The sequence below is a fragment of the Tardiphaga sp. vice304 genome (genome assembly GCF_007018905.1).
Classification (GTDB): domain Bacteria; phylum Pseudomonadota; class Alphaproteobacteria; order Rhizobiales; family Xanthobacteraceae; genus Tardiphaga.
The window spans coordinates 2,469,852-2,487,244 of record NZ_CP041402.1 but is presented as its reverse complement, the minus strand read 5'-3'; the positions used below and the strand labels follow the sequence as shown (position 1 = coordinate 2,487,244).

General features: G+C 64.3%; 16 protein-coding genes. 5 read left to right on the top strand and 11 right to left on the bottom strand.

All coding sequences use genetic code 11. From position 1 onward, the window contains the following. The first annotated feature begins 7 nt into the window (after nucleotides 1-7). Nucleotides 8-1,450 (top strand): UdgX family uracil-DNA binding protein, encoded by a 1,443-nt coding sequence (locus FNL56_RS11735; RefSeq protein ID WP_143572886.1) that lies wholly within the window; start codon nucleotides 8-10, stop codon nucleotides 1,448-1,450. Nucleotides 1,451-1,625: 175 nt separating this feature from the next. Here FNL56_RS11735 and cnbZ read toward each other — a convergent pair whose 3' ends face one another. The 5 genes from cnbZ to FNL56_RS11710 all read right to left on the bottom strand — a co-directional run bounded on the left by cnbZ (nucleotide 1,626) and on the right by FNL56_RS11710 (nucleotide 8,677). Next, nucleotides 1,626-2,375 (bottom strand): 2-amino-5-chloromuconate deaminase CnbZ, encoded by a 750-nt coding sequence (cnbZ, locus tag FNL56_RS11730; RefSeq protein ID WP_143572885.1) that lies wholly within the window; start codon nucleotides 2,373-2,375, stop codon nucleotides 1,626-1,628. 66 nt (nucleotides 2,376-2,441) lie between these two features. Continuing rightward, nucleotides 2,442-5,546 carry a MexW/MexI family multidrug efflux RND transporter permease subunit gene (locus tag FNL56_RS11725; RefSeq protein ID WP_143582004.1) on the bottom strand — a complete coding sequence of 1,035 codons (3,105 nt, stop codon included), beginning with the start codon at nucleotides 5,544-5,546 and terminating at the stop codon, nucleotides 2,442-2,444. 345 nt (nucleotides 5,547-5,891) lie between these two features. Beyond that, nucleotides 5,892-7,085 (bottom strand): efflux RND transporter periplasmic adaptor subunit, encoded by a 1,194-nt coding sequence (locus FNL56_RS11720; protein ID WP_143572881.1) that lies wholly within the window; start codon nucleotides 7,083-7,085, stop codon nucleotides 5,892-5,894. A 1-nt stretch (nucleotide 7,086) separates the two neighbouring features. Further along, entirely contained in the window at nucleotides 7,087-7,788 is a 702-nt protein-coding gene (locus FNL56_RS11715) for a TetR/AcrR family transcriptional regulator (RefSeq protein ID WP_143572880.1), read from the bottom strand. Between the two features lie 154 nt (nucleotides 7,789-7,942). Beyond that, nucleotides 7,943-8,677 carry a cytochrome c biogenesis CcdA family protein gene (locus FNL56_RS11710; RefSeq protein WP_168202908.1) on the bottom strand — a complete coding sequence of 245 codons (735 nt, stop codon included), beginning with the start codon at nucleotides 8,675-8,677 and terminating at the stop codon, nucleotides 7,943-7,945. Between the two features lie 271 nt (nucleotides 8,678-8,948). On the opposite strand from FNL56_RS11710, the gene FNL56_RS11705 reads away from it, so the two are divergent. Continuing rightward, nucleotides 8,949-9,944 carry a P1 family peptidase gene (locus FNL56_RS11705; RefSeq protein ID WP_143582003.1) on the top strand — a complete coding sequence of 332 codons (996 nt, stop codon included), beginning with the start codon at nucleotides 8,949-8,951 and terminating at the stop codon, nucleotides 9,942-9,944. Between the two features lie 13 nt (nucleotides 9,945-9,957). Here the strand turns inward: FNL56_RS11705 and FNL56_RS11700 are convergent, their stop codons facing one another. Further along, nucleotides 9,958-10,719 (bottom strand): EF-hand domain-containing protein, encoded by a 762-nt coding sequence (locus tag FNL56_RS11700; protein WP_143572878.1) that lies wholly within the window; start codon nucleotides 10,717-10,719, stop codon nucleotides 9,958-9,960. Between the two features lie 236 nt (nucleotides 10,720-10,955). Here FNL56_RS11700 and rpe point away from each other — a divergent pair, with 236 nt between their 5' ends. Genes rpe through FNL56_RS11685 form a run of 3 tightly spaced genes read left to right on the top strand, consistent with a single transcriptional unit; the run spans nucleotide 10,956 to nucleotide 12,435 of the window. After that, the gene (rpe, locus tag FNL56_RS11695; protein WP_143572876.1) at nucleotides 10,956-11,654 is read left to right on the top strand and encodes a ribulose-phosphate 3-epimerase; all 699 of its coding nucleotides are present in this window, start codon (nucleotides 10,956-10,958) and stop codon (nucleotides 11,652-11,654) included. A 48-nt stretch (nucleotides 11,655-11,702) separates the two neighbouring features. Then, complete coding sequence (locus FNL56_RS11690) at nucleotides 11,703-12,026, top strand: type II toxin-antitoxin system MqsR family toxin (protein WP_246661531.1); 324 nt, start codon at nucleotides 11,703-11,705, stop codon at nucleotides 12,024-12,026. A 1-nt stretch (nucleotide 12,027) separates the two neighbouring features. Then, nucleotides 12,028-12,435, top strand: a complete 408-nt coding sequence (locus FNL56_RS11685) for a type II toxin-antitoxin system MqsA family antitoxin (protein WP_143572872.1) — start codon at nucleotides 12,028-12,030, stop codon at nucleotides 12,433-12,435. Nucleotides 12,436-12,437: 2 nt separating this feature from the next. On the opposite strand, the gene FNL56_RS11680 is transcribed toward FNL56_RS11685, so the two are convergent. The 5 genes from FNL56_RS11680 to FNL56_RS11660 all read right to left on the bottom strand — a co-directional run bounded on the left by FNL56_RS11680 (nucleotide 12,438) and on the right by FNL56_RS11660 (nucleotide 17,280). Next, nucleotides 12,438-13,841, bottom strand: coding sequence for a bifunctional serine/threonine-protein kinase/universal stress protein (locus FNL56_RS11680; RefSeq protein WP_143572870.1), 1,404 nt, complete (start codon nucleotides 13,839-13,841; stop codon nucleotides 12,438-12,440). A gap of 2 nt (nucleotides 13,842-13,843) precedes the next feature. Next, nucleotides 13,844-14,584 carry a metallophosphoesterase family protein gene (locus FNL56_RS11675; protein WP_143572869.1) on the bottom strand — a complete coding sequence of 247 codons (741 nt, stop codon included), beginning with the start codon at nucleotides 14,582-14,584 and terminating at the stop codon, nucleotides 13,844-13,846. Nucleotides 14,585-14,680: 96 nt separating this feature from the next. After that, nucleotides 14,681-15,016, bottom strand: a complete 336-nt coding sequence (locus FNL56_RS11670) for a DUF6968 family protein (protein ID WP_246660937.1) — start codon at nucleotides 15,014-15,016, stop codon at nucleotides 14,681-14,683. A 106-nt stretch (nucleotides 15,017-15,122) separates the two neighbouring features. Then, nucleotides 15,123-15,734 carry a hypothetical protein gene (locus FNL56_RS11665; RefSeq protein ID WP_143577834.1) on the bottom strand — a complete coding sequence of 204 codons (612 nt, stop codon included), beginning with the start codon at nucleotides 15,732-15,734 and terminating at the stop codon, nucleotides 15,123-15,125. Between the two features lie 160 nt (nucleotides 15,735-15,894). Then, on the bottom strand, nucleotides 15,895-17,280 hold the full coding sequence (locus tag FNL56_RS11660; protein WP_143572865.1) for a hypothetical protein: 1,386 nt from the start codon (nucleotides 17,278-17,280) through the stop codon (nucleotides 15,895-15,897). Between the last annotated feature and the right edge of the window lie 113 nt (nucleotides 17,281-17,393).

The following is a 17,393-nucleotide window of genomic DNA, read 5'->3' as shown; positions in this document are numbered from 1 at the left end:
AAAACCGATGCACTTCATCACCCTCGACAGCGAAACCGACTTCAACGGCTGGCGCAAGGCCGCGCGGACCCTGGCGCTCAACAATATCAAGCCGGAAGACGTCACCTGGTCGGCGCCGACAGACGAGCCCGAACTGTTCGCCGCGCCGCGCGAAACGCCGCCGCTGGAAACGCCGGCCGGCACCTTCAACGTCTCCGCGAGTTTCGTCGATCTCGCCAGAACCGTGATCCTGCACAGCGCCCCCGAACGCTTCGCTTTGCTCTACCGCGTGCTGTGGCGGCTGCGCTCGAACCACGAGCTGTTGCAGGTCGCGACCGATCCCGACATCGCGAAGCTCCACGCGCTGTCAAAGGCGGTACGCCGCGACAAGCACAAGATGACGGCCTTCGTGCGCTTTCGCGAGATCGGCCGCGAACCGAAGTCGCGCTTCGTCGCCTGGTTCGAGCCCGAGCATCACATCGTCGAAGCCACCACGCCGTTTTTCACGCGCCGCTTCGCCGACATGGCGTGGTCGATTCTCACGCCGGACGTCTGCGCGCATTGGGATGGCCATGCCGTCTCGATCACGCCGGGCGTGCCGAAATCCGACGCGCCAAGCGAGGACCGGCTGGAAGAGACCTGGCTGACCTATTACGCCTCGATCTTCAATCCGGCGCGGCTGAAGACCAAGGCCATGCAGTCGGAGATGCCGAAGAAATACTGGAAGAACCTGCCGGAGGCCGCCTTGATCCGGCCGCTGATCGAGCAGGCCGAGAAACTCAGCGGCGCGATGATCGCAAGCCCGCCCACCGAACCGAAACGCCTGCAGCACCGGGAGGCGCCGATGCCGAAACGGGTTCACGCCGACACCGAAAGCATCGCGGCGCTGCGCGACGAGGCCAGCCATTGCCGGATGTGCGAGTTGTGGAAGGACGCGACGCAGACCGTGTTCGGCGAAGGCCCGCAAAAGGCCTCGGTGATGATGGTCGGCGAGCAGCCCGGCGACAAGGAGGATCTGGCCGGACACCCCTTCGTCGGTCCGGCCGGGCAGATGCTCGACCGCGCGCTGGCGGAAGCCGGCGTCGACCGCGGCAAGGTCTACATGACGAACGCGGTGAAGCACTTCAAGTTCGTGCCGCGCGGCAAGTTTCGCCTGCACCAGAAGCCGGGCATCGCCGAGATCAAGGCGTGCCGCCCGTGGTACGAGCGCGAGAAGGCCTCGGTGCAGCCCGAGCTGGTGGTGGCGATGGGCGCCACGGCCGCGCATAGCGTGCTGGGCAAGGCCACGCCGATCGCCAAGACCCGCGGCCGCATCCTCGAACTCGATGACAAGACCCGCGTGCTGGTGACGGTGCACCCGTCCTACCTGCTGCGATTGCCGGACGAAGAAGCCCGCGCACGGGAGTATGCGCACTTCGTCGAGGATCTGCGGATTGTGGCGAAACACCTGAGCGAAGCGAAAGCGGCGTAACTCCGCAGCGGCTCTCCATCCTATCGTGTCGTCCCGGCGAACGCCGGGACCCATACACGCTGTCGATATGAAGCGAGAGATCGTTGTGGCAAACGGCGTGTCGCCTCACTGCGGACGGAGGCTATGGGTCCCCGCTTTCGCGGGGACGACAACAGAGGCGTTCGAGCTAAGAGCCTTAGATCACCATCTCCCGCATCACGCGCCGTGCATCGACCTCGAATTCCATGTCCACCACCGGCGGACGCGCATAGTGCCAGGTCAGGCCGGCACGCGCAGCGCCGAGGCGGACCAGTTCGTCGGCGGCGAGCGCGTGGAAATCATGCACGGTGTAGACCTGCGTGCCGGTAACGTCGTTCCAGCCGAAGCCGAGCGCCGACAGCCGCGCCAGAATCTCGGCCATTGTGAAGGTGACCTTCTCGCGAAATCCGTCCGGGCTCATATCGCGGTAGCGCACCAGGCGCTCGGGATAGCCGCCGTCGCCGCCGCGCGACTCGCCGCTGCCGGCGATCACGCAGGTCGGGCTCGCCCCCAGTGCCGGCCGCGTAAAGGAAAAGGCATAGAAGGACGGCTCCGCGGGTGGATCGATCTCCGGGCAGACATTGCTGCGCGCCACCGGATTGTTCTCGCTCGAGCCGTCATAAATTTCCCACTCCACCAGCGTCTTGACGTAATGCCGGTTGAAATCGCGAAACCCGTCGCCGTCGAGCGCGGCCGGCGAACGCAGCTCGCAGGCGCACAGCGCGGTGAGCGGACGCCCCGCGCCCAGGATATGATCGGCTATCAGCGAGAAGCCGTCAGCCAGCGCCACAGGCTTGTCGAAGCGGACGCGCTCGATCTCGAAATCCGGATCGGCGGCGACCCCGCTGGAGAACTGGAAACCCGCCGGAAGATAGCGGTAGTTGCCGGCGGCGAAGTCACGCGTCATGAGAAAGTACTCCAGAGTCAATGCGGTCTTCACCTCTCCCCGTCGGGGAGAGGTGAAGCGCGGCGCTCAGGTCGGGCGCAGCGCCGGGGCGGCGTGGTCGTGCATGTCGAACTCTTCGATCTCCTTAGCACGCCTGGTCTCGCGGCTGGCGCGATGGTCGGTGGCGATCGCGACATAGACCGCGGGCAGCACGAACAGCGTGAACAGCGTTCCGATCATCATGCCGGACACCACGACGAGGCCGATCGAGTACCGGCTGGCTGCGCCCGCACCCGCAGCAGTCAGCAGCGGCAACAGGCCGGCCACCATCGCCGCCGTCGTCATCAGGATCGGCCGCAGCCGCACGCGCGCCGACATCTCGATCGCCGAACGCTTGTCGAGCCCTTCCTTGAGCTGCAGCTCGTTGGCGAACTCCACCATCAGGATGCCGTGCTTGGAGATCAGCCCGACCAGCGTCAGCAAGCCGACCTGGGTGTAGATGTTGATCGTGGCGAGACCGAAGAACAGCGGCATCAGCGCCCCCGAGATCGCCATCGGCACCGAGATCATGATGACCAGGGGATCGCGCAGGCTCTCGAACTGCGCGGCCAGCACCAGGAAGATGATGATCAGCGCGAAGCCGAAGGCAATCGCGAGCTGGTTGCCTTCCTGCACATATTGCCGGCTGTCGGCGAGGTAGTCATGGTTGAAGCCCGACGGCAGCTGCTTGGCGGCGTTCTCCAGGAAGTCGACCGCGGCGCCGACCGTGACGCCCGGCATCGGCACGGCCTGGAAGGTCGCCGAATTGAGCTGGTTGTAGTGCGACAGCGCGTTCGGGTTGGTGGCGGTCTCCACCGTCACCAGCGTCGACAGCGGCACCTGCTGGCCGGTCGATGTCGGCACGTAATAGTTCGACAGCGAATCCTGCGAGATCCGCATCGCGCGCGGCACCTGCGGGATCACCTGGTAGGAACGACCCTCGAGGTTGAAGCGGTTGGTGTAGTTGCCGCCGAGCAGCGTCGACAGCGTGCTGCCGATCGAGGCCATGGTGATGCCGAGATCATTGGCCTTGTTGCGGTCGATCTTCACCCGGACCACCGGCTGGTTGTAGTCGAGGTCACTGTCGGCGACGATGAACAGCCCGCTCTTGCGCGCGGTGGCCTTCAGCTTGTTCATCTCCTCATAGACCGACTGGAAGCCGTTGGTGGAGTTGATGACCATCTGGATCGGCAGGCCGCCCGGGCCGCCCGGCAGCGCCGGCAGGTTGAAGGCGAACACGCTGGTGCCCTCGATCTTGCTGAGCTCGGCCTGCACCAGCGGCTTCAATTTGGTCGAGGAACGCGTGCGCTCGTCCCACGGCGTCAACGCCATGCCGGCGATGCCGTTGGAGGGGCCGTTGGTGCCGTTGATGATAAAGCGCAGATCGGTTTCCGGAAACTTCTGGAAAACCTTGTCCATCTTGTCGCTGTAGAAATTGGCGTAATCGATGTTGGCGTATTTCGGCGCCTTGGTGACGGCGAACAGGATGCCCTGATCCTCCTCGGGCGCCAGTTCCTTGGAGGTGTTGACATACATGAAGCCGACCAGGCCCAGGATCACCACCGCAAACAAAGCGGTGATCGGCCGGTAGTCGAGCGAGCGATCGAGCTGCCGGCCATACCAGCGCGTGGTGGCGCCGAACACGCGATCGACCTTCCTGGCGAACCAGCCGGCCTCTTCCTGCTTCAAGAGCACCGAGCACATCATCGGCGACAGCGTCAGCGCGATCACGCCGGACACGATCACCGAGCCCGCCAGCGTGAAGGCGAATTCGCGGAACAGCGCGCCGGTCAGGCCGCTGAGGAAGCCGATCGGCGCATACACCGCCGCCAGCGTGATGGTCATCGAGATCACCGGACCGACGATCTCGCGCGCGCCTTCCAGCGACGCCTGCACCGGCGACTTGCCCTCCTCCAGATGGCGGTGGATGTTCTCCACCACCACGATGGCGTCGTCGACGACGAGGCCGATCGCCAGCACCATCGCCAGCAGCGTCAGCATGTTGATGGAGAAGCCCATCACCAGCATCAGGCTGCAGACGCCGATCAGCGACAGCGGGATCGTCACCACCGGGATGATCACCGAGCGGAACGACGCCAGGAACAGGAAGATCACCACGATCACGATGACCACCGCCTCGATCAGCGTGTTCTGCACCTCGTTGATCGACGAGGTGATGAACTTCGTCGAATCATAGGCCACCTTCATCTTCAGCGACGGCGGCAGGCTGCGCTCCAGTTCCGGGAACAGCGCGCGCACGCCCTTAACGATGTTCAGCGGGTTGCCCTGCGGGGTCGACTGCACACCGATGAAGATGGCGCGCTCGCCGTTGAACGCGACGCTGGCATCCGAGCTCTGCGCCGCCAGTTCGACGGTCGCGATGTCTTCCATGCGAACGAAGCCACCGTCCTTGGCCTTCACGATCATCCGCTTGAACTGGTCGACGTTCTGCAGGTCGGTATTGGCGGTGACGTTGGAGACGATGTAGTAGCCCTTGGTCTGGCCCGCCGCCGACTGGAAGTTGTTGGCGCGGATCGCCGCCGTGACGTCATCCGGCGACACGCCGCGGCCCTGCATGCGCAGCGGGTCGAGCCACAGCCGCATCGCGAAGGTCTGGCCGCCGAGGATGTCGGCCGAGGCCACGCCGTCGACCGTGGAGAGCACCGGCTGCACCGCGCGCGTCAGATAGTCGGAGATCGCCGAGCCCGACAGTTCCTCGCTGGAGAAGCCGAGATACATCACGGCCGTGGTGGTGCCGGTCGATTTCACGATCACCGGGTCGTTGGCCTCGCGCGGGATCAGATATTTGACCGAATTGACCTTCGACAGCACTTCGGTGAGCGCGGCGTTGGGGTCGTTGTTGAGCTTGATGTAGACCGAGATCAGGCTCTGGCCCTGGGTCGAGGCCGAGGTCATGTAGTCGAGGCCCTCGGCGGCGGCGACGGCCTGCTCGATCGGCGTGGTGATGAAGCCCTGCATCAGGTCCGGCGACGCGCCGGGATACACCGTGGTGATGGTGATCACGGTGTTCGACAGTTTCGGATATTGCCGGATCGGCAGCGACGTCGCCGCCTTGAAGCCGATCAGCAGGATCAACAGGCTGACCACCACCGCCAGCACCGGCCGCTTGATGAAGATATCGGTAAAGGTCATCGCAGCGCTCCGTCGGCGGCACCGCGCGCCGAACGAGGCCGCGCAGATGCGAGAAATTGGTTCGTCTCTATCAAAACGGATCGCGCTTGCTGCAATCCGTCATCGTCCCAAACGCGATCGATTTCGTTTCGATCGAAACCTGCCACCTGCGCCTCTTCACCTCTGCCCACCGGGGAGAGGTCGGAGCCTCGCGTCAGCGAGGCTTCGGGTGAGGGGGCACCGGCCTGTCGATGGCGCTGAGCCCCCTCACCCGCCCGGCTTCGCCGGTCGACCTCTCCCCGGTGGGGAGAGGTTTACCTCGGACGCGGCTTCGGCAACGCAGAACACTTCGGTTCAACGTCAACGTTAGTTCAGCGGCGCCTTCGCCGGGATCTGCGGCGCGGGATCGGGCGAGATCGCCACCGCCACGCCGGACTGCAATTTGAGCTGGCCGACCTGCACCACCCGGTCGCCGGCCTTGAGGCCGCGCACGATCACGGCGCGGCCGTTGGACCGGTCGCTGGTCTGCACGAAGGTGCGTACCGCAGTCAGGCTGGTCTTGCCGTCGTCCGCTTTCTTCTCGGTAATCAGATAGACGCTGTCGCCATACAGCGTGTAATCGACCGCGGTCTCCGGCACCGTGATCACGGCCGGCTTGTCGGGCAGCACCACCGTGGTGGTCGCGAACATGCCGGGCTTCAGGATCTTTTCCGGGTTCTGGATCGTCGCCTGGACGCGGATGTTGCGGGTCTCGGCGGCGATCTGCGGCTCGATGGTGGTCAGCTTGCCTTCGAACTTGCGGCCCGGATAGGCATCGACCGTGATGCGAACGGTCTGGCCGACCTTGAGCGTGCCGGAATCCTTCTCGGTCACGGTGAAATTGGCATAGACCGCCGACAGATCGGTCAGCGTGACGATCTGGGTGCCGGCCGTGAGATACTGCCCGACTTCGACGCGGCGGACACCGAGGTCGCCATCGAACGCCGCGCGGACCAGCTTCTGCGAGATCACCGCTTCGGTGCGCGAGATGCCGGCCTGGGCCTGGTCGAACGCCGCTTGCGCGGTATCGACGGTGGCCTGCGGCCCGAACTGCCGCGACGCCAACTGCTTGGCGCGGTCGAGATTCAATTCCGCCACCTTGGCCTGCGCCTTGAAGGAGGCAAGGTCGCCCTGCTCCGGCGCGTCGAACAATTGCACCAGCGGCGTGCCGGCCTTCACCGTCGAGCCGGCCTGGAACATGATCTGGGTGACGCGGCCGTTGACGTCGGAGGTGACGTTAACCTGGTGCACGGCGGCGAGATCGCCGACCGCATTGAGCAGGTTCGGGATCACTTCGGACTTGGCCTCGGCCACCGTGACGTTGGTCGGCGGCGGCTTCATGGTGGCGAAGAAGTTCTTGATGGCGTTGGCGCGAATATAGTTGAAGCCGACGATGGCGGTCACCAGCAGCCCGAGCAGGATGCCGACGATGATGAACCATTTCACCATCCGGACCGGCCGCGGCCGGGGTTTCTCGCCACCGGCGCGGGGCGCCGCGCTGGCTTCGCTTGCAAGGGTCATGTCAGGCGCTCTCTGTCGTTGCCGCGGGCAGCAGGTCCGGCGAAATGTCTTGGTCGATATATCGGGCGATCGCCGCCTGGGTCAGGCCAATGCCGCGAAGGATGAATTCGCATAATTGCCGTTCCAGACCGGGATCGTTGCCATAGGGCAAAGCGGGAACCGGGGGAAGCCTCGACAGCGCCGCCATCATCGCGGTGTGGTGCGCGAACCAGAACAGATGAACCGGCGCCTGGCCGACCGGACTGGCGTCGCCCTGTGCGATCGCCCGGTCCAGCGAGGCGGCAAAGGCCCCGCCGATCAATGAACCGACCTTCTCGAACAACAACTGGGCAAACTCGCCGTCATTCAGCAGGCTGATGAACATCAGCCGCATCCGCTGGGCGTCCTCCTGCTCGGGCGCGGCGGGCAATGCCATGAAATGCCCGACCATGCCGCGAATCAGGATCACCAGCGTCTCGGTGGACGGTGGCAGGCCGAGCAGCTTGTGCAGGCCCGGATCGGCCTCGCATTCCTCGGCGAGGATTTCGGCGTACAGCGCCGATTTGGTCGGGAAATGCTTGAACAGCAGACCTTCTGAAATCGAAGCCGCCGCGGCCACGCTCTTGGTGGTCGTGCCGGCGAAACCGTGCCGCGCAAAGCAACGCTTCGCGGCATTCAGGATCAGCTCCCGCCGGAGATCATGGGTCATTCGCAAGGTACTCATAGTTGTGAGTAAGCACTCACCTCTTGAGAAGTCAATAATCTGATGCGTTGCGAAAGGGGATTTTGGCCGGGTGTGGCGGCGGTGCCATCGGGGCGAATGAGAAATAGCGTGGCGTTCTCACCCTCCCCTGGAGCGGGAGGGTAAAACAGAGCCGCTATCCGAAATTCTGCAGCGCCGGGAAGGTCTCGAGCAGCCAGATGCTGGCGCTGGAGACGGCGCCAGTGAGGAAGCCGATGCCGGTCAGCACCATCAGCACGCCCATCGCGCGCTCGACCTGCAGCAGATGCCGCTTCATGCGGGCGAACAGGGTGGAAAACTGCTCCACCATCAGCGCCGCCAGCAGGAACGGGATGCCGAGCCCGGCGGAATACACCGCCAGCAGCATCGCGCCGCGGGTGACGGTGGCTTCGGCCGCGGCGACCGACAGGATCGCCGCCAGGATCGGGCCGATGCACGGCGTCCAGCCGAACGCGAAGGCCAGCCCCATCGCATAGGCACCCCACAGCCCGACTGGCTTGGCCATCGCCAGCCGCCCCTCGCGCATCAACAGGCCGATCCGGGTCAGGCCGAGGAAGTGCAGCCCCATCAGGATGATGATGATACCGGCCGCGATCGAGAGTTCCGCCGAATACGCCCGCACCAGGCCGCCGATCAGGCTGGCGCTGGCGCCGAGCGCCACGAACACCGTGGAAAAGCCGAGCACGAACACCAGCGCCGAGATCAGCACCGCGCGCTTCGAGGCACGGTCGGCCTCGTCGGTGGCGACGTGCTCGATGGTCGCGCCGGTCAGGTAGATCAGATAGGGCGGCACCAGCGGCAGCACGCAGGGTGACAGGAAGCTGACCAGGCCGGCCAGCAGCGCCGCAGGGATCGAGACATCATGAATCATGCGGCTAGATGCACCGGCCGCGGCGGCGGATGCAAGGCCCGCGCGATGCCTCTCCGCGTTGTGATCGCGCGTGAACTCCGACTTCTTCCTTGTCCCCTTGTGGGAGAAGGTGGCGCCGACGCAGTCGGCGACGGATGAGGGGGGTTGCAGGGCGGCGACGCTTGTGCCGAACATACCCCTCACCCGGCTCGAACCTGCTCCGCAGGTTCGAGCCACCCTCTCCCACCTAGCGAAGCGAAGCTTCGCGCGGGGGAGAGGGAAGAAAGTGAGCATGCACAACCTCCTCACCGACATTGCCGGAATCCGTGTCGGCCACGCCGACGACACCGCGCTCGCCTCCGGCGTCACCGCGATCCTGTTCGACCGCCCGGCGGTCGCGGCGATGGATGTGCGCGGCGGCGGGCCCGGCACCCGCGACACCACCCTGCTCGACCCCGTCAACACCGTGGAGGCGATCGACGCCATCACGCTGTCGGGGGGTTCCGCCTTCGGCCTCGATGCCGGCGGCGGCGTGCAGGCGTGGCTGGCGGAACAGGGCCGCGGCTTCCGCATCGGCGATGCCGTGATCCCGATCGTGCCGGGCGCGGTGTGCTTCGACCTGTTGAACGGCGGCAACAAGCAATGGAGCCGCTTTTCGCCCTACCGCGACCTCGGCTATGCCGCGGCCGCCAACGCCGGCGAGACCTTTGCGCTGGGCAGCGTCGGCGCAGGCCTCGGCGCCACCACCGCGAATTTCAAGGGCGGGCTGGGCTCCGCCTCGGCGGTCACCTCCGGCGGCGTGCGCGTCGCGGCCCTTGCCGTGGTCAATGCAATCGGCAGCGTCACCATCGGGGACGGGCCGTGGTTCTGGTCGGCGCCGTTCGAGCAGGCGAGCGAATTCGGCGACCGCGGCCTGCCGGCGCGTTTCACGCCAGCCATGCTGGCGATGCGCGTCAAGGGCGGGACGGCCGCCTCGGCGATCGAGAACACCACGCTGGTGGTGGTCGTCACCGACGCGATCCTCAGCAAGCCGCAGGCGCAGCGCCTGGCGATGATGGCGCAGACCGGCTTTGCCCGCGCGATCACCCCGGTGCACGCGCCGCTCGACGGCGACATCGTGTTCACTGCTGCGACCGGCGAGAAGCCGGTCGATCCTTTGATCGGCCTCACCGAACTCGGCATGGTTGCCGGCCATGTTACGGCGCGGGCCATCGCGCGCGGCGTCTACACCGCCACCGCGCTGCCGTTCGAAGGCGCCCTGCCGGCGTGGCGCGACCGCTTCGGCTAGAACATCGCTATTCTTATGCCGTGATCGAAACCGCCGCCGTATTCTTGGACTGCTGGATCGCCTGGGCCTGGCGCTGAATCATCTGCTCGATGAAATTATACGACGAGCTGGCCTTCGAGGCGCTGCTCGTCGTCGTCGACGACGCGCTGCTGGCAGTCGGCGCCGAGGTCATCGAAACCACCGAGCCGTCGGCATAGGTGGTGGAGGTCGTGGTGGTACCGTCGGCATTCATGGTGGTCTTGCTGGTCGCGCCGGCGCTGTCGTCGCTCTTGCCGCCGCCACCGCCGCCCTGCAGCGCCGCAACGGCCGCGCCCGCGGACTTGCTGCTCAATTTGGCCGACAGCTCGTCCTGGCTCACCGAGCCGTCGCCATCGGTGTCCAGCTTGGCGAATACCTTGTCGGCATTGGCGACATTGGTGCCGCCGGCGCCGAGCTTCTTCTCGAACTCGGCCTTGCTGATACCGCCGCTGGAATCGCCGTCGAGCAGGCTGAACAGCTGGCTCAGCGGGTCTTTCTTGGTTTTCGAGGACGACGTGCCGCTCTGCGCATCGAGCAACGCGCTCAGCGTGCCGGTGGACAGCGTGCCGGAGGTCGAAGCGGTCGTCGACGACTTTGCGCTGGAGGTGGCCGAGGCCGTCGAGGCGCTGGCGACATCGAACGGGTTCGACGCCTTCGAACTGGCGGTGGCGGAGCCGGTCGCCGATTTCTTCTTCGCCGCGGTGAGCAGCTGGAGCGCATCGATCGCGGTGGTGGCGGCGGCGAGGGCTGGCAACATGGTCGATCTCCGGCTCGAGCGTGAGCGTGAATTCCCTGAGGAGGATTTAGCAAGGCCTGTGCCAGCGAAATACGCTTGTGATATCAACGCACTTCGGCTGCCGCGGGCGGCGGTGCGCCCGGCAGATCGTGCCGTTGCGGCATAAAATGCCGGGGCACGGCGGTGCGGCGTCCGTTGCCGGTGCCCCGGCCGCATGGTACCCGAAGCCATCCCTTCAGCCCCGTCAGGAGCGCCCGATGTCCAGCTTTGTGCCACGCCCCCTCGTCATCGCACCCTCGATCCTGGCCGCGGATTTCTCCAGGCTGGGCGAGGAGGTCCGCGCGGTGGACGAAGCCGGAGCCGACTGGCTGCATCTCGACGTGATGGACGGCCATTTCGTGCCGAACATTTCCTACGGCCCCGACGTCATCAAGGCGATGCGCCCGCACAGCAACAAGATCTTCGACGCGCATCTGATGATCGCGCCGTGCGACGCCTATCTCGAAGCCTTCGCGAAAGCCGGCTGCGACCACATCACGGTGCATGCCGAGGCAGGTCCCCATCTGCACCGCTCGCTGCAGGCAATCCGCGCGCTCGGCAAGAAGGCCGGCGTCTCGCTGAACCCCGGCACGCCGCTGTCGGCGATCGAATATGTCATCGACCTGCTCGACCTCGTGCTGGTGATGTCGGTCAACCCAGGCTTCGGCGGCCAGGCCTTCATCCCCTCCGCGCTCGGCAAGATCTCCGACCTGCGCGCCATGACCGCGGGGCGCCCGATCGACATCGAAGTCGACGGCGGCGTCTCGGCGGCGGTTTCGGGGCAGCTCGCCGCGGCCGGGGCGAATGCGTTCGTCGCGGGCTCCGCGGTGTTCAAGGGCGGGACTGTGGAGAGCTACAAGGCCAACATCGACGGGATTCGCGGAGAAGCGCTGAAGGCGCGCGGGGAGATGGTGTAATTCGCGCCTTTAAGGCGCTAGTTAAACACCCCTTGAAATTCCACCATTATGGTGTATTTTCAGATGCCAGAACACAACAAGCCAACGCATGATCTGAAAACAGTTCAATCCGTATTTTCAAACACGCAGGGTTTGCACATCACCGGTACGGCACTTCGTGATGCAGCAGCGCTGGGCTACGGGTCGGAGGGGATCATCGAAACGATCCAGTCCATCGAAGCCAGCCACTTCTACAAGTCGATGCCGTCTGAAAAGAAGCCCGGTACCTGGCAGGATGTGTACCGGGTGCCGGATGGCGATATCGAACTCTATGTGAAGTTCACGTCGGACGTGGTGACAGAATTCAGGCTCCTGTCGTTCAAGGAGAGGTGAGATGGAAGAATCCCCGACGTGTCCCGAAACAGGCCTGCCGATGGTACGCGACACGCGGCCCATGACCATCACCTACAAGGGGCAGTCATCCACTATAGATATGCCCGGATGGTACTGCGATGAATCGGACGAGAGCATTCATACCGGCGACGATCTGAAAGTATCCGACGCTGCATTGAAAGCGCTTCGGATGCATACCGAGAACCTGCTTTCCCCGCAGGACGTGAAGCGAATTCGGACCAAGATCGGATTGACGCAGCGAGAGGCGGGAACGCTGATCGGCGGTGGCCCGAATGCATTCCAGAAGTACGAGCAAGGGACCGTTACCGTCAGCAAGGGCATCAGCAATTTTCTGCGACTGCTGGAAAGACACCCCGAGGAAGTCGAAGAGCTCAAGAAGCAAGCGTAGCCCTACTCCCCCATCCGCGCCGGCCGGACCACCGTCACGCTGCAGCGCGCCTCCGCTGCGACCTTCGCCGACACGCTGCCGAGCAATTTCCGCCGCAACGACTTCTGCCGGGCGCCGATCAAAATGTGGTCGACCTTGTTGACCTCGGCGAATTCCAGCACCGCGGCGGCCGGGTCGATCGCCTCGATGACGTGGCTGGTCATGCGCTCCGGCTCCAGCCCCAGCGTCGAGGCCCAGTGGCGCAGTTGCACCAGGCGGTCGACGTGCTTGTTGTTGTCGTTTTCGTCCAGCGTCTTGTCGATGCTGAGGCGGCCGAGTTTCAGCACGTTGACGCAGGCGAGGCGCGCCGCCGGCAGCGTCGATAGGATGCGCGCGGTCGCCACCCGCAGCGCGTCGTTGAGTTCGGCCGAGTCGTCGCCGACATCGAGCGCGACCATCACGATCGGCGCCGCCTCCACCACCGCGGCGACGTCGGTCTTCGCCTGCGGCAGCGCCGCGCCGCGGTTGAAGCGGCGGTGCCACACCGTGCGCCAGGGATCGCGATCGAACTTCTCGGCGCGCGCGGTGAGCGGCACCTGGTCGGGATGGCCGAGATCGAAGGCGAGCTGTGCTGCGGTCGGGTGCCGCGCCGAGGGCTCGATCGCCAGGCAGCGCAGCACGATCTCCTGCAGCCATGGCGGATAGTCGGCGCGCAGCCGTCGCGGCGGCAGCACGTCGCGCCACAGCCGCCGCCGCATGCCGCGCAGCGTCTCGCTCTCGCCATGCGGCCGCTCGCCGGTGGTGAAGAAGTACAACAGCGCGCCCAGCGAAAACAGGTCGCTGCGCGGGTCGTCGCGGACGCCGAGCAGCCGCTCCGGCGCCATGTAGGGCGCGGTGCCGAACGGCAGCCGGAATTCCTCCTGCAGCAGATCCGGCAGTTGCGCGTGAAACGACAGGCCGTAGTCGATCAGCACGGCCTCGCCGCTGTCGCGAAACATCACGCTGCTCGGCTTGAGGTCGTGGTGGATGACGTGCTGCGCGTGCAGGTCGGCCAGCGCCACCGCGATCTTGCCGGCAATCGCCACCGCCTCGTCATAAGACAACGGCAGCTCCGGCAGCCGCTTGTACAGCGTCTGGCCGGGGAGCCGCTCGATCACCACATAAGGCTGCCGCGCAAAGTCGCCGGTGCCGAAACAGGCCGGCACGTGCACCCCGCTGAGGCGCGGCACGATCATCTGCTCCATCTCGAAGGAGACGATAGCCGCGGGATCGTCGCCCTCACTGATGCGCGGCACCTTCATCAGCAGCGGCTGCGCGATGTCCGGCCGCGTGACCCGCCACAGCGTCGCCATGCCGCCGGCGTGCAACTGCTCGCCGATGGTGAAGCCGTCGATCACCGAGCCCGGATGCAACTGGTCGCGCGCCATGGTCAGCGTCCCGTCGCGAGGCGCTGGGCCAGCCATTCCGGCAGGCCGTGGGCGCGGATCCGGGCCGCCGCCGCCTCGATGTCATAGGGCACGCGGCAATAGGTGATCTCGTTGCGCGCGGTGTCGAACATCGCGAACGCCGCCGCCGGGTTGCCGTCGCGGGGTTGCCCGACCGAGCCCAGCACCGCCAGCCAGTGCCGCCCCGGCAACAGTTGCACGGCGACGTCGGTGACCGGCGTGAACGCCGTCATCTTCGCGACCACCGACATCGAATACAGCGCCGGCCGATGGATATGGCCGCAGAAGCCGACCGTGGCTGGCGTCGCTACGATGCTGCGCGCGGCGTCGGAGGCGTCCTGCACGTAGCGCCAGCGCGCGGGCGCGCTGGCTTCGGAATGCACGTAGAGCCGGTCCTCGTCCTCGACCGTCATCGGGAGTTCGGCGAGAAAGTGCTTCTGCCCGGCGTCGAGCCGGCTGCGGGTCCATTCGATCACCGCGCGGGCATTATCGTTCATGGTCTCGGATGGCGTGCCGACCGCGTGATCGTGATTGCCGAGCACCGCCACCGCGCCGTCCTCGACCAACGCCATCACGGTATCGACGCTCCATTCGGGATCGCCGCCATAGCCGACGAAATCGCCGAGCAGGATCATGCGCTCCGCGCCACGCGCGCGCGCCGCTGCCAGGCACGCGCTGAACGCCTGCTTGTTGGCATGGATATCGGCAAAGATCGCCAGAAGCACGCCGCCTCCCCTGTTTTGGCCATTCTGACAGCCGGTTTCGGCGGATGGCTTGACCGACATCAATTGATACGGCGGATCGGCACTCCGTAAATGCGGCTAAAGATATCGCGCGTCGTCGCCCGTCAGAACATCGCGCATCCCGCGCGGCACCGGAAAACCGTAGCCCGACCAGTCGTCGGCCCAGTCCAGCCGCCCGGCCTCGTGCTCCGCGCTGCAATAGAGCTCGGAGCCGACCATGTTGAGCGCCACGAGCAACGCCTGGATGGCGTCGGCCCCGCCCGCCGACCCCTTCCGCTCGCGGTCGGGCCAGCCGATCGTCCAGTCCGCGAACCAGGAGTTTTCGCGTGGTTCGGGCCAGAAAATGCTGACGACGACATCGACATGGCCGGAGTCGCGGCGAAGTCTGAAGACCCGTTGCATGGGCTCTGGCATGATCACCCCTTGGGAGCGAGCGTCGGTGGCACGTCGCCGGATTTCACCGCCCAGGACGTGCCGCGCCTCACCGTACCAAACGCAGCGCAGGCGCCGCAACGCTCGCCTACAATCCCAGTTTCTCGATATTCTCATCGCGCCAGGATTCGATGACCGCACGCAGGCCAACCGGATCGTTCTCCAGAAAATAAAGAACCTGTTGGATGACGGTCCTGCAATTCTGCTGGGTAGCCGGGCTATATTCGTCGAGATCGATGTGCAGTTGACGAAAGATGGCGAGCGCTTCCTGAATATTTCCCAGCATATAGTGATTGATACCCAGGTCGGTCCGGAAAGGTAGCATCCTGTTTCCGGACATCCAGGCAACATGCCCCATGAAATCGCGGGTCGTCTGAATTTTTCGGAGCGGCTCGACATGCGGGCCTAATTTTTGAAGAACGACCGCTGCCGCTGCTCCATAGTCCTGTTTATCGATATGAAAGAGCGCGCCGCAGTCTCCTACGATCGACTGGCTGTAATTGAACGAAAAATGCGCGAACGGACGATGCAATGGCATGACCGTTCGCACCAGCATCATGTGATCCTTACGTGAAGTGGTATCGAGAAAGAAGCCGCGCGCGATGTCGGTTGTCGGCGTGATGATGAGGTGGTCGCCGCACAGCACGGTGCCAGGCACCTGCGGCTGGATCAGCTTGAATATCCTGCGCGACCTGCTCATGCTTCAGGTTTGATCCGCGATGAAAGTGAAGCTCGATGACTGGGGTATAGGGCCCCGCTTTGGTCCGCTCCCTCAGTTCGTCCGCACGCGAAAGAGTAGACTTGGCTCCGCCGGTTTTGACGTCATGGACGGCGATGCACGTGCCCAGAACGACTCGTCTTCAGCTCGGCACCGCGATACCGAGCCTGACGTCATTCTCGTTGCGCCACTGCCGGATGAGCGTGTCGAGACCGGCCGGATCCGAGTCAAGTTGCTGACGAATCCGGGCGACGACTGGCCGCAGAGACACGAACCAGCTCTCGTCATGATCCGCCAGAACATCCTCGACATGTGAAAGCGCCTTCTCGCAACGCTGGACATCGCCGACCAGATAGTCAGCCAGAGCAAAATCGAGTTGCACGGGCGCCGTCGTGTTGGCCCGCATGAAATCGAAATATTCCAGGAAGGAAGCAACGGTCTGAATGTTTTCAAACTCGCTTACGAATGGCATGATCTGCCCGAGAACGACGGCCGCCGATCGGCAATCATCCTGGGGGTCGGTAATGGTCCAATAGGTCTCCGGATGCTTAATCAAAGTACCATAGTGCCCGCCAAACAGAAACGATGGCTGATCATGCGGCCGCCACAGTGGCGTCACGCACCGGTGGAGATCATTGTGGTTTTTCCGGCCCGAGGGGAAAAGCCGGAATCCACGCAGGAACATGTCAGCTTTTCCAACGGCAAGGAAATCACCATACAGGACCGAGCCTGGAATCTGCTTCTGAACAATACCGAAAAGGCGAGCCGAGCGTCGCATGCTTGATACGTGACCCCGAAGGATATGAAGCTCGATCACCGGAATATAGCGTGACGCCGAGAAGTGACTTCGCAGTTCGTCTGCACGCGATGGGCTTACCACGGCACCACCCGTCTTTAAATCATAAATGGCGATAATTTCTTGGCTTACCGATCGCAATGCTACGTCGGCTCGAACGCTTCCTTCTTCCCCGTAAGTTGCCGGCGAATTGTTCTTGTAGCTGAACTCGACCACAACCCCGTCCATGCCTTGCGCTAACACTGCCGCCCCGAACGCCGAATGCACAGCCGTGCCGTAAGCCCTCGGGGTGTCATACGGAATAAAATCAAAGACATCCATCACGCCCTTGAGCGTGTTGCTCAGCGTCACAGTCAAACTATCAATCCGTTCGTCGCCGGTTATAGCGTTGTTGTAGATGATTTTTGCTGCGGCGGGCTGAAGGGTCGGTTCTGAGTTGTCCGAGCCGGCCTCGCCGAGAAGCGCTTCGAGACGGGTCGCCAACGGAAGGCTGTTAAAATCCGCAAAAACGGCAGTCACGCTGTTTCCGGATGCGTTTGCCTCCTCTGCGGTCCCTGCCCCGTCGCCGTCCGTCCACCTTCCAAGGTCATCGCGCGGCTGGTCTGGATCGAAACCATCCTTTGCGGAGTAACTCAGCCGGCGCAACTTCAGCTCAACCTTGATGCCCATGAGCCGATACTTCAACCGCGCCAGTTCATCTCCAATCTCGTCGAATTCATTCCGCCCTGTCATCGCTCGGCCCCTTCCTTAGCTAGGTTAATAATCTTATAAGATTATTAACCTATGATCAAGTCGCTTTTGAGCAGTTATGGGAGGCTTTTAAGTCTCTCCCCACCCCTCGCATC

Coding starts and splice junctions, on each gene's coding strand:
- FNL56_RS11715 (WP_143572880.1), bottom strand. CDS start 7,788: ATGAGTACCTTGCGAATGACCCATGATCTCCGGCGGGAGCTGATCCTG.
- FNL56_RS11660 (WP_143572865.1), bottom strand. CDS start 17,280: ATGACAGGGCGGAATGAATTCGACGAGATTGGAGATGAACTGGCGCGG.
- FNL56_RS11720 (WP_143572881.1), bottom strand. CDS start 7,085: ATGACCCTTGCAAGCGAAGCCAGCGCGGCGCCCCGCGCCGGTGGCGAG.
- rpe (WP_143572876.1), top strand. CDS start 10,956: ATGTCCAGCTTTGTGCCACGCCCCCTCGTCATCGCACCCTCGATCCTG.
- FNL56_RS11705 (WP_143582003.1), top strand. CDS start 8,949: ATGCACAACCTCCTCACCGACATTGCCGGAATCCGTGTCGGCCACGCC.
- FNL56_RS11680 (WP_143572870.1), bottom strand. CDS start 13,841: ATGGCGCGCGACCAGTTGCATCCGGGCTCGGTGATCGACGGCTTCACC.
- FNL56_RS11690 (WP_246661531.1), top strand. CDS start 11,703: ATGGTGTATTTTCAGATGCCAGAACACAACAAGCCAACGCATGATCTG.
- FNL56_RS11710 (WP_168202908.1), bottom strand. CDS start 8,677: ATGATTCATGATGTCTCGATCCCTGCGGCGCTGCTGGCCGGCCTGGTC.
- FNL56_RS11700 (WP_143572878.1), bottom strand. CDS start 10,719: ATGTTGCCAGCCCTCGCCGCCGCCACCACCGCGATCGATGCGCTCCAG.
- FNL56_RS11725 (WP_143582004.1), bottom strand. CDS start 5,546: ATGACCTTTACCGATATCTTCATCAAGCGGCCGGTGCTGGCGGTGGTG.
- FNL56_RS11665 (WP_143577834.1), bottom strand. CDS start 15,734: ATGAGCAGGTCGCGCAGGATATTCAAGCTGATCCAGCCGCAGGTGCCT.
- FNL56_RS11735 (WP_143572886.1), top strand. CDS start 8: ATGCACTTCATCACCCTCGACAGCGAAACCGACTTCAACGGCTGGCGC.
- FNL56_RS11685 (WP_143572872.1), top strand. CDS start 12,028: ATGGAAGAATCCCCGACGTGTCCCGAAACAGGCCTGCCGATGGTACGC.
- cnbZ (WP_143572885.1), bottom strand. CDS start 2,375: ATGACGCGTGACTTCGCCGCCGGCAACTACCGCTATCTTCCGGCGGGT.
- FNL56_RS11670 (WP_246660937.1), bottom strand. CDS start 15,016: ATGCCAGAGCCCATGCAACGGGTCTTCAGACTTCGCCGCGACTCCGGC.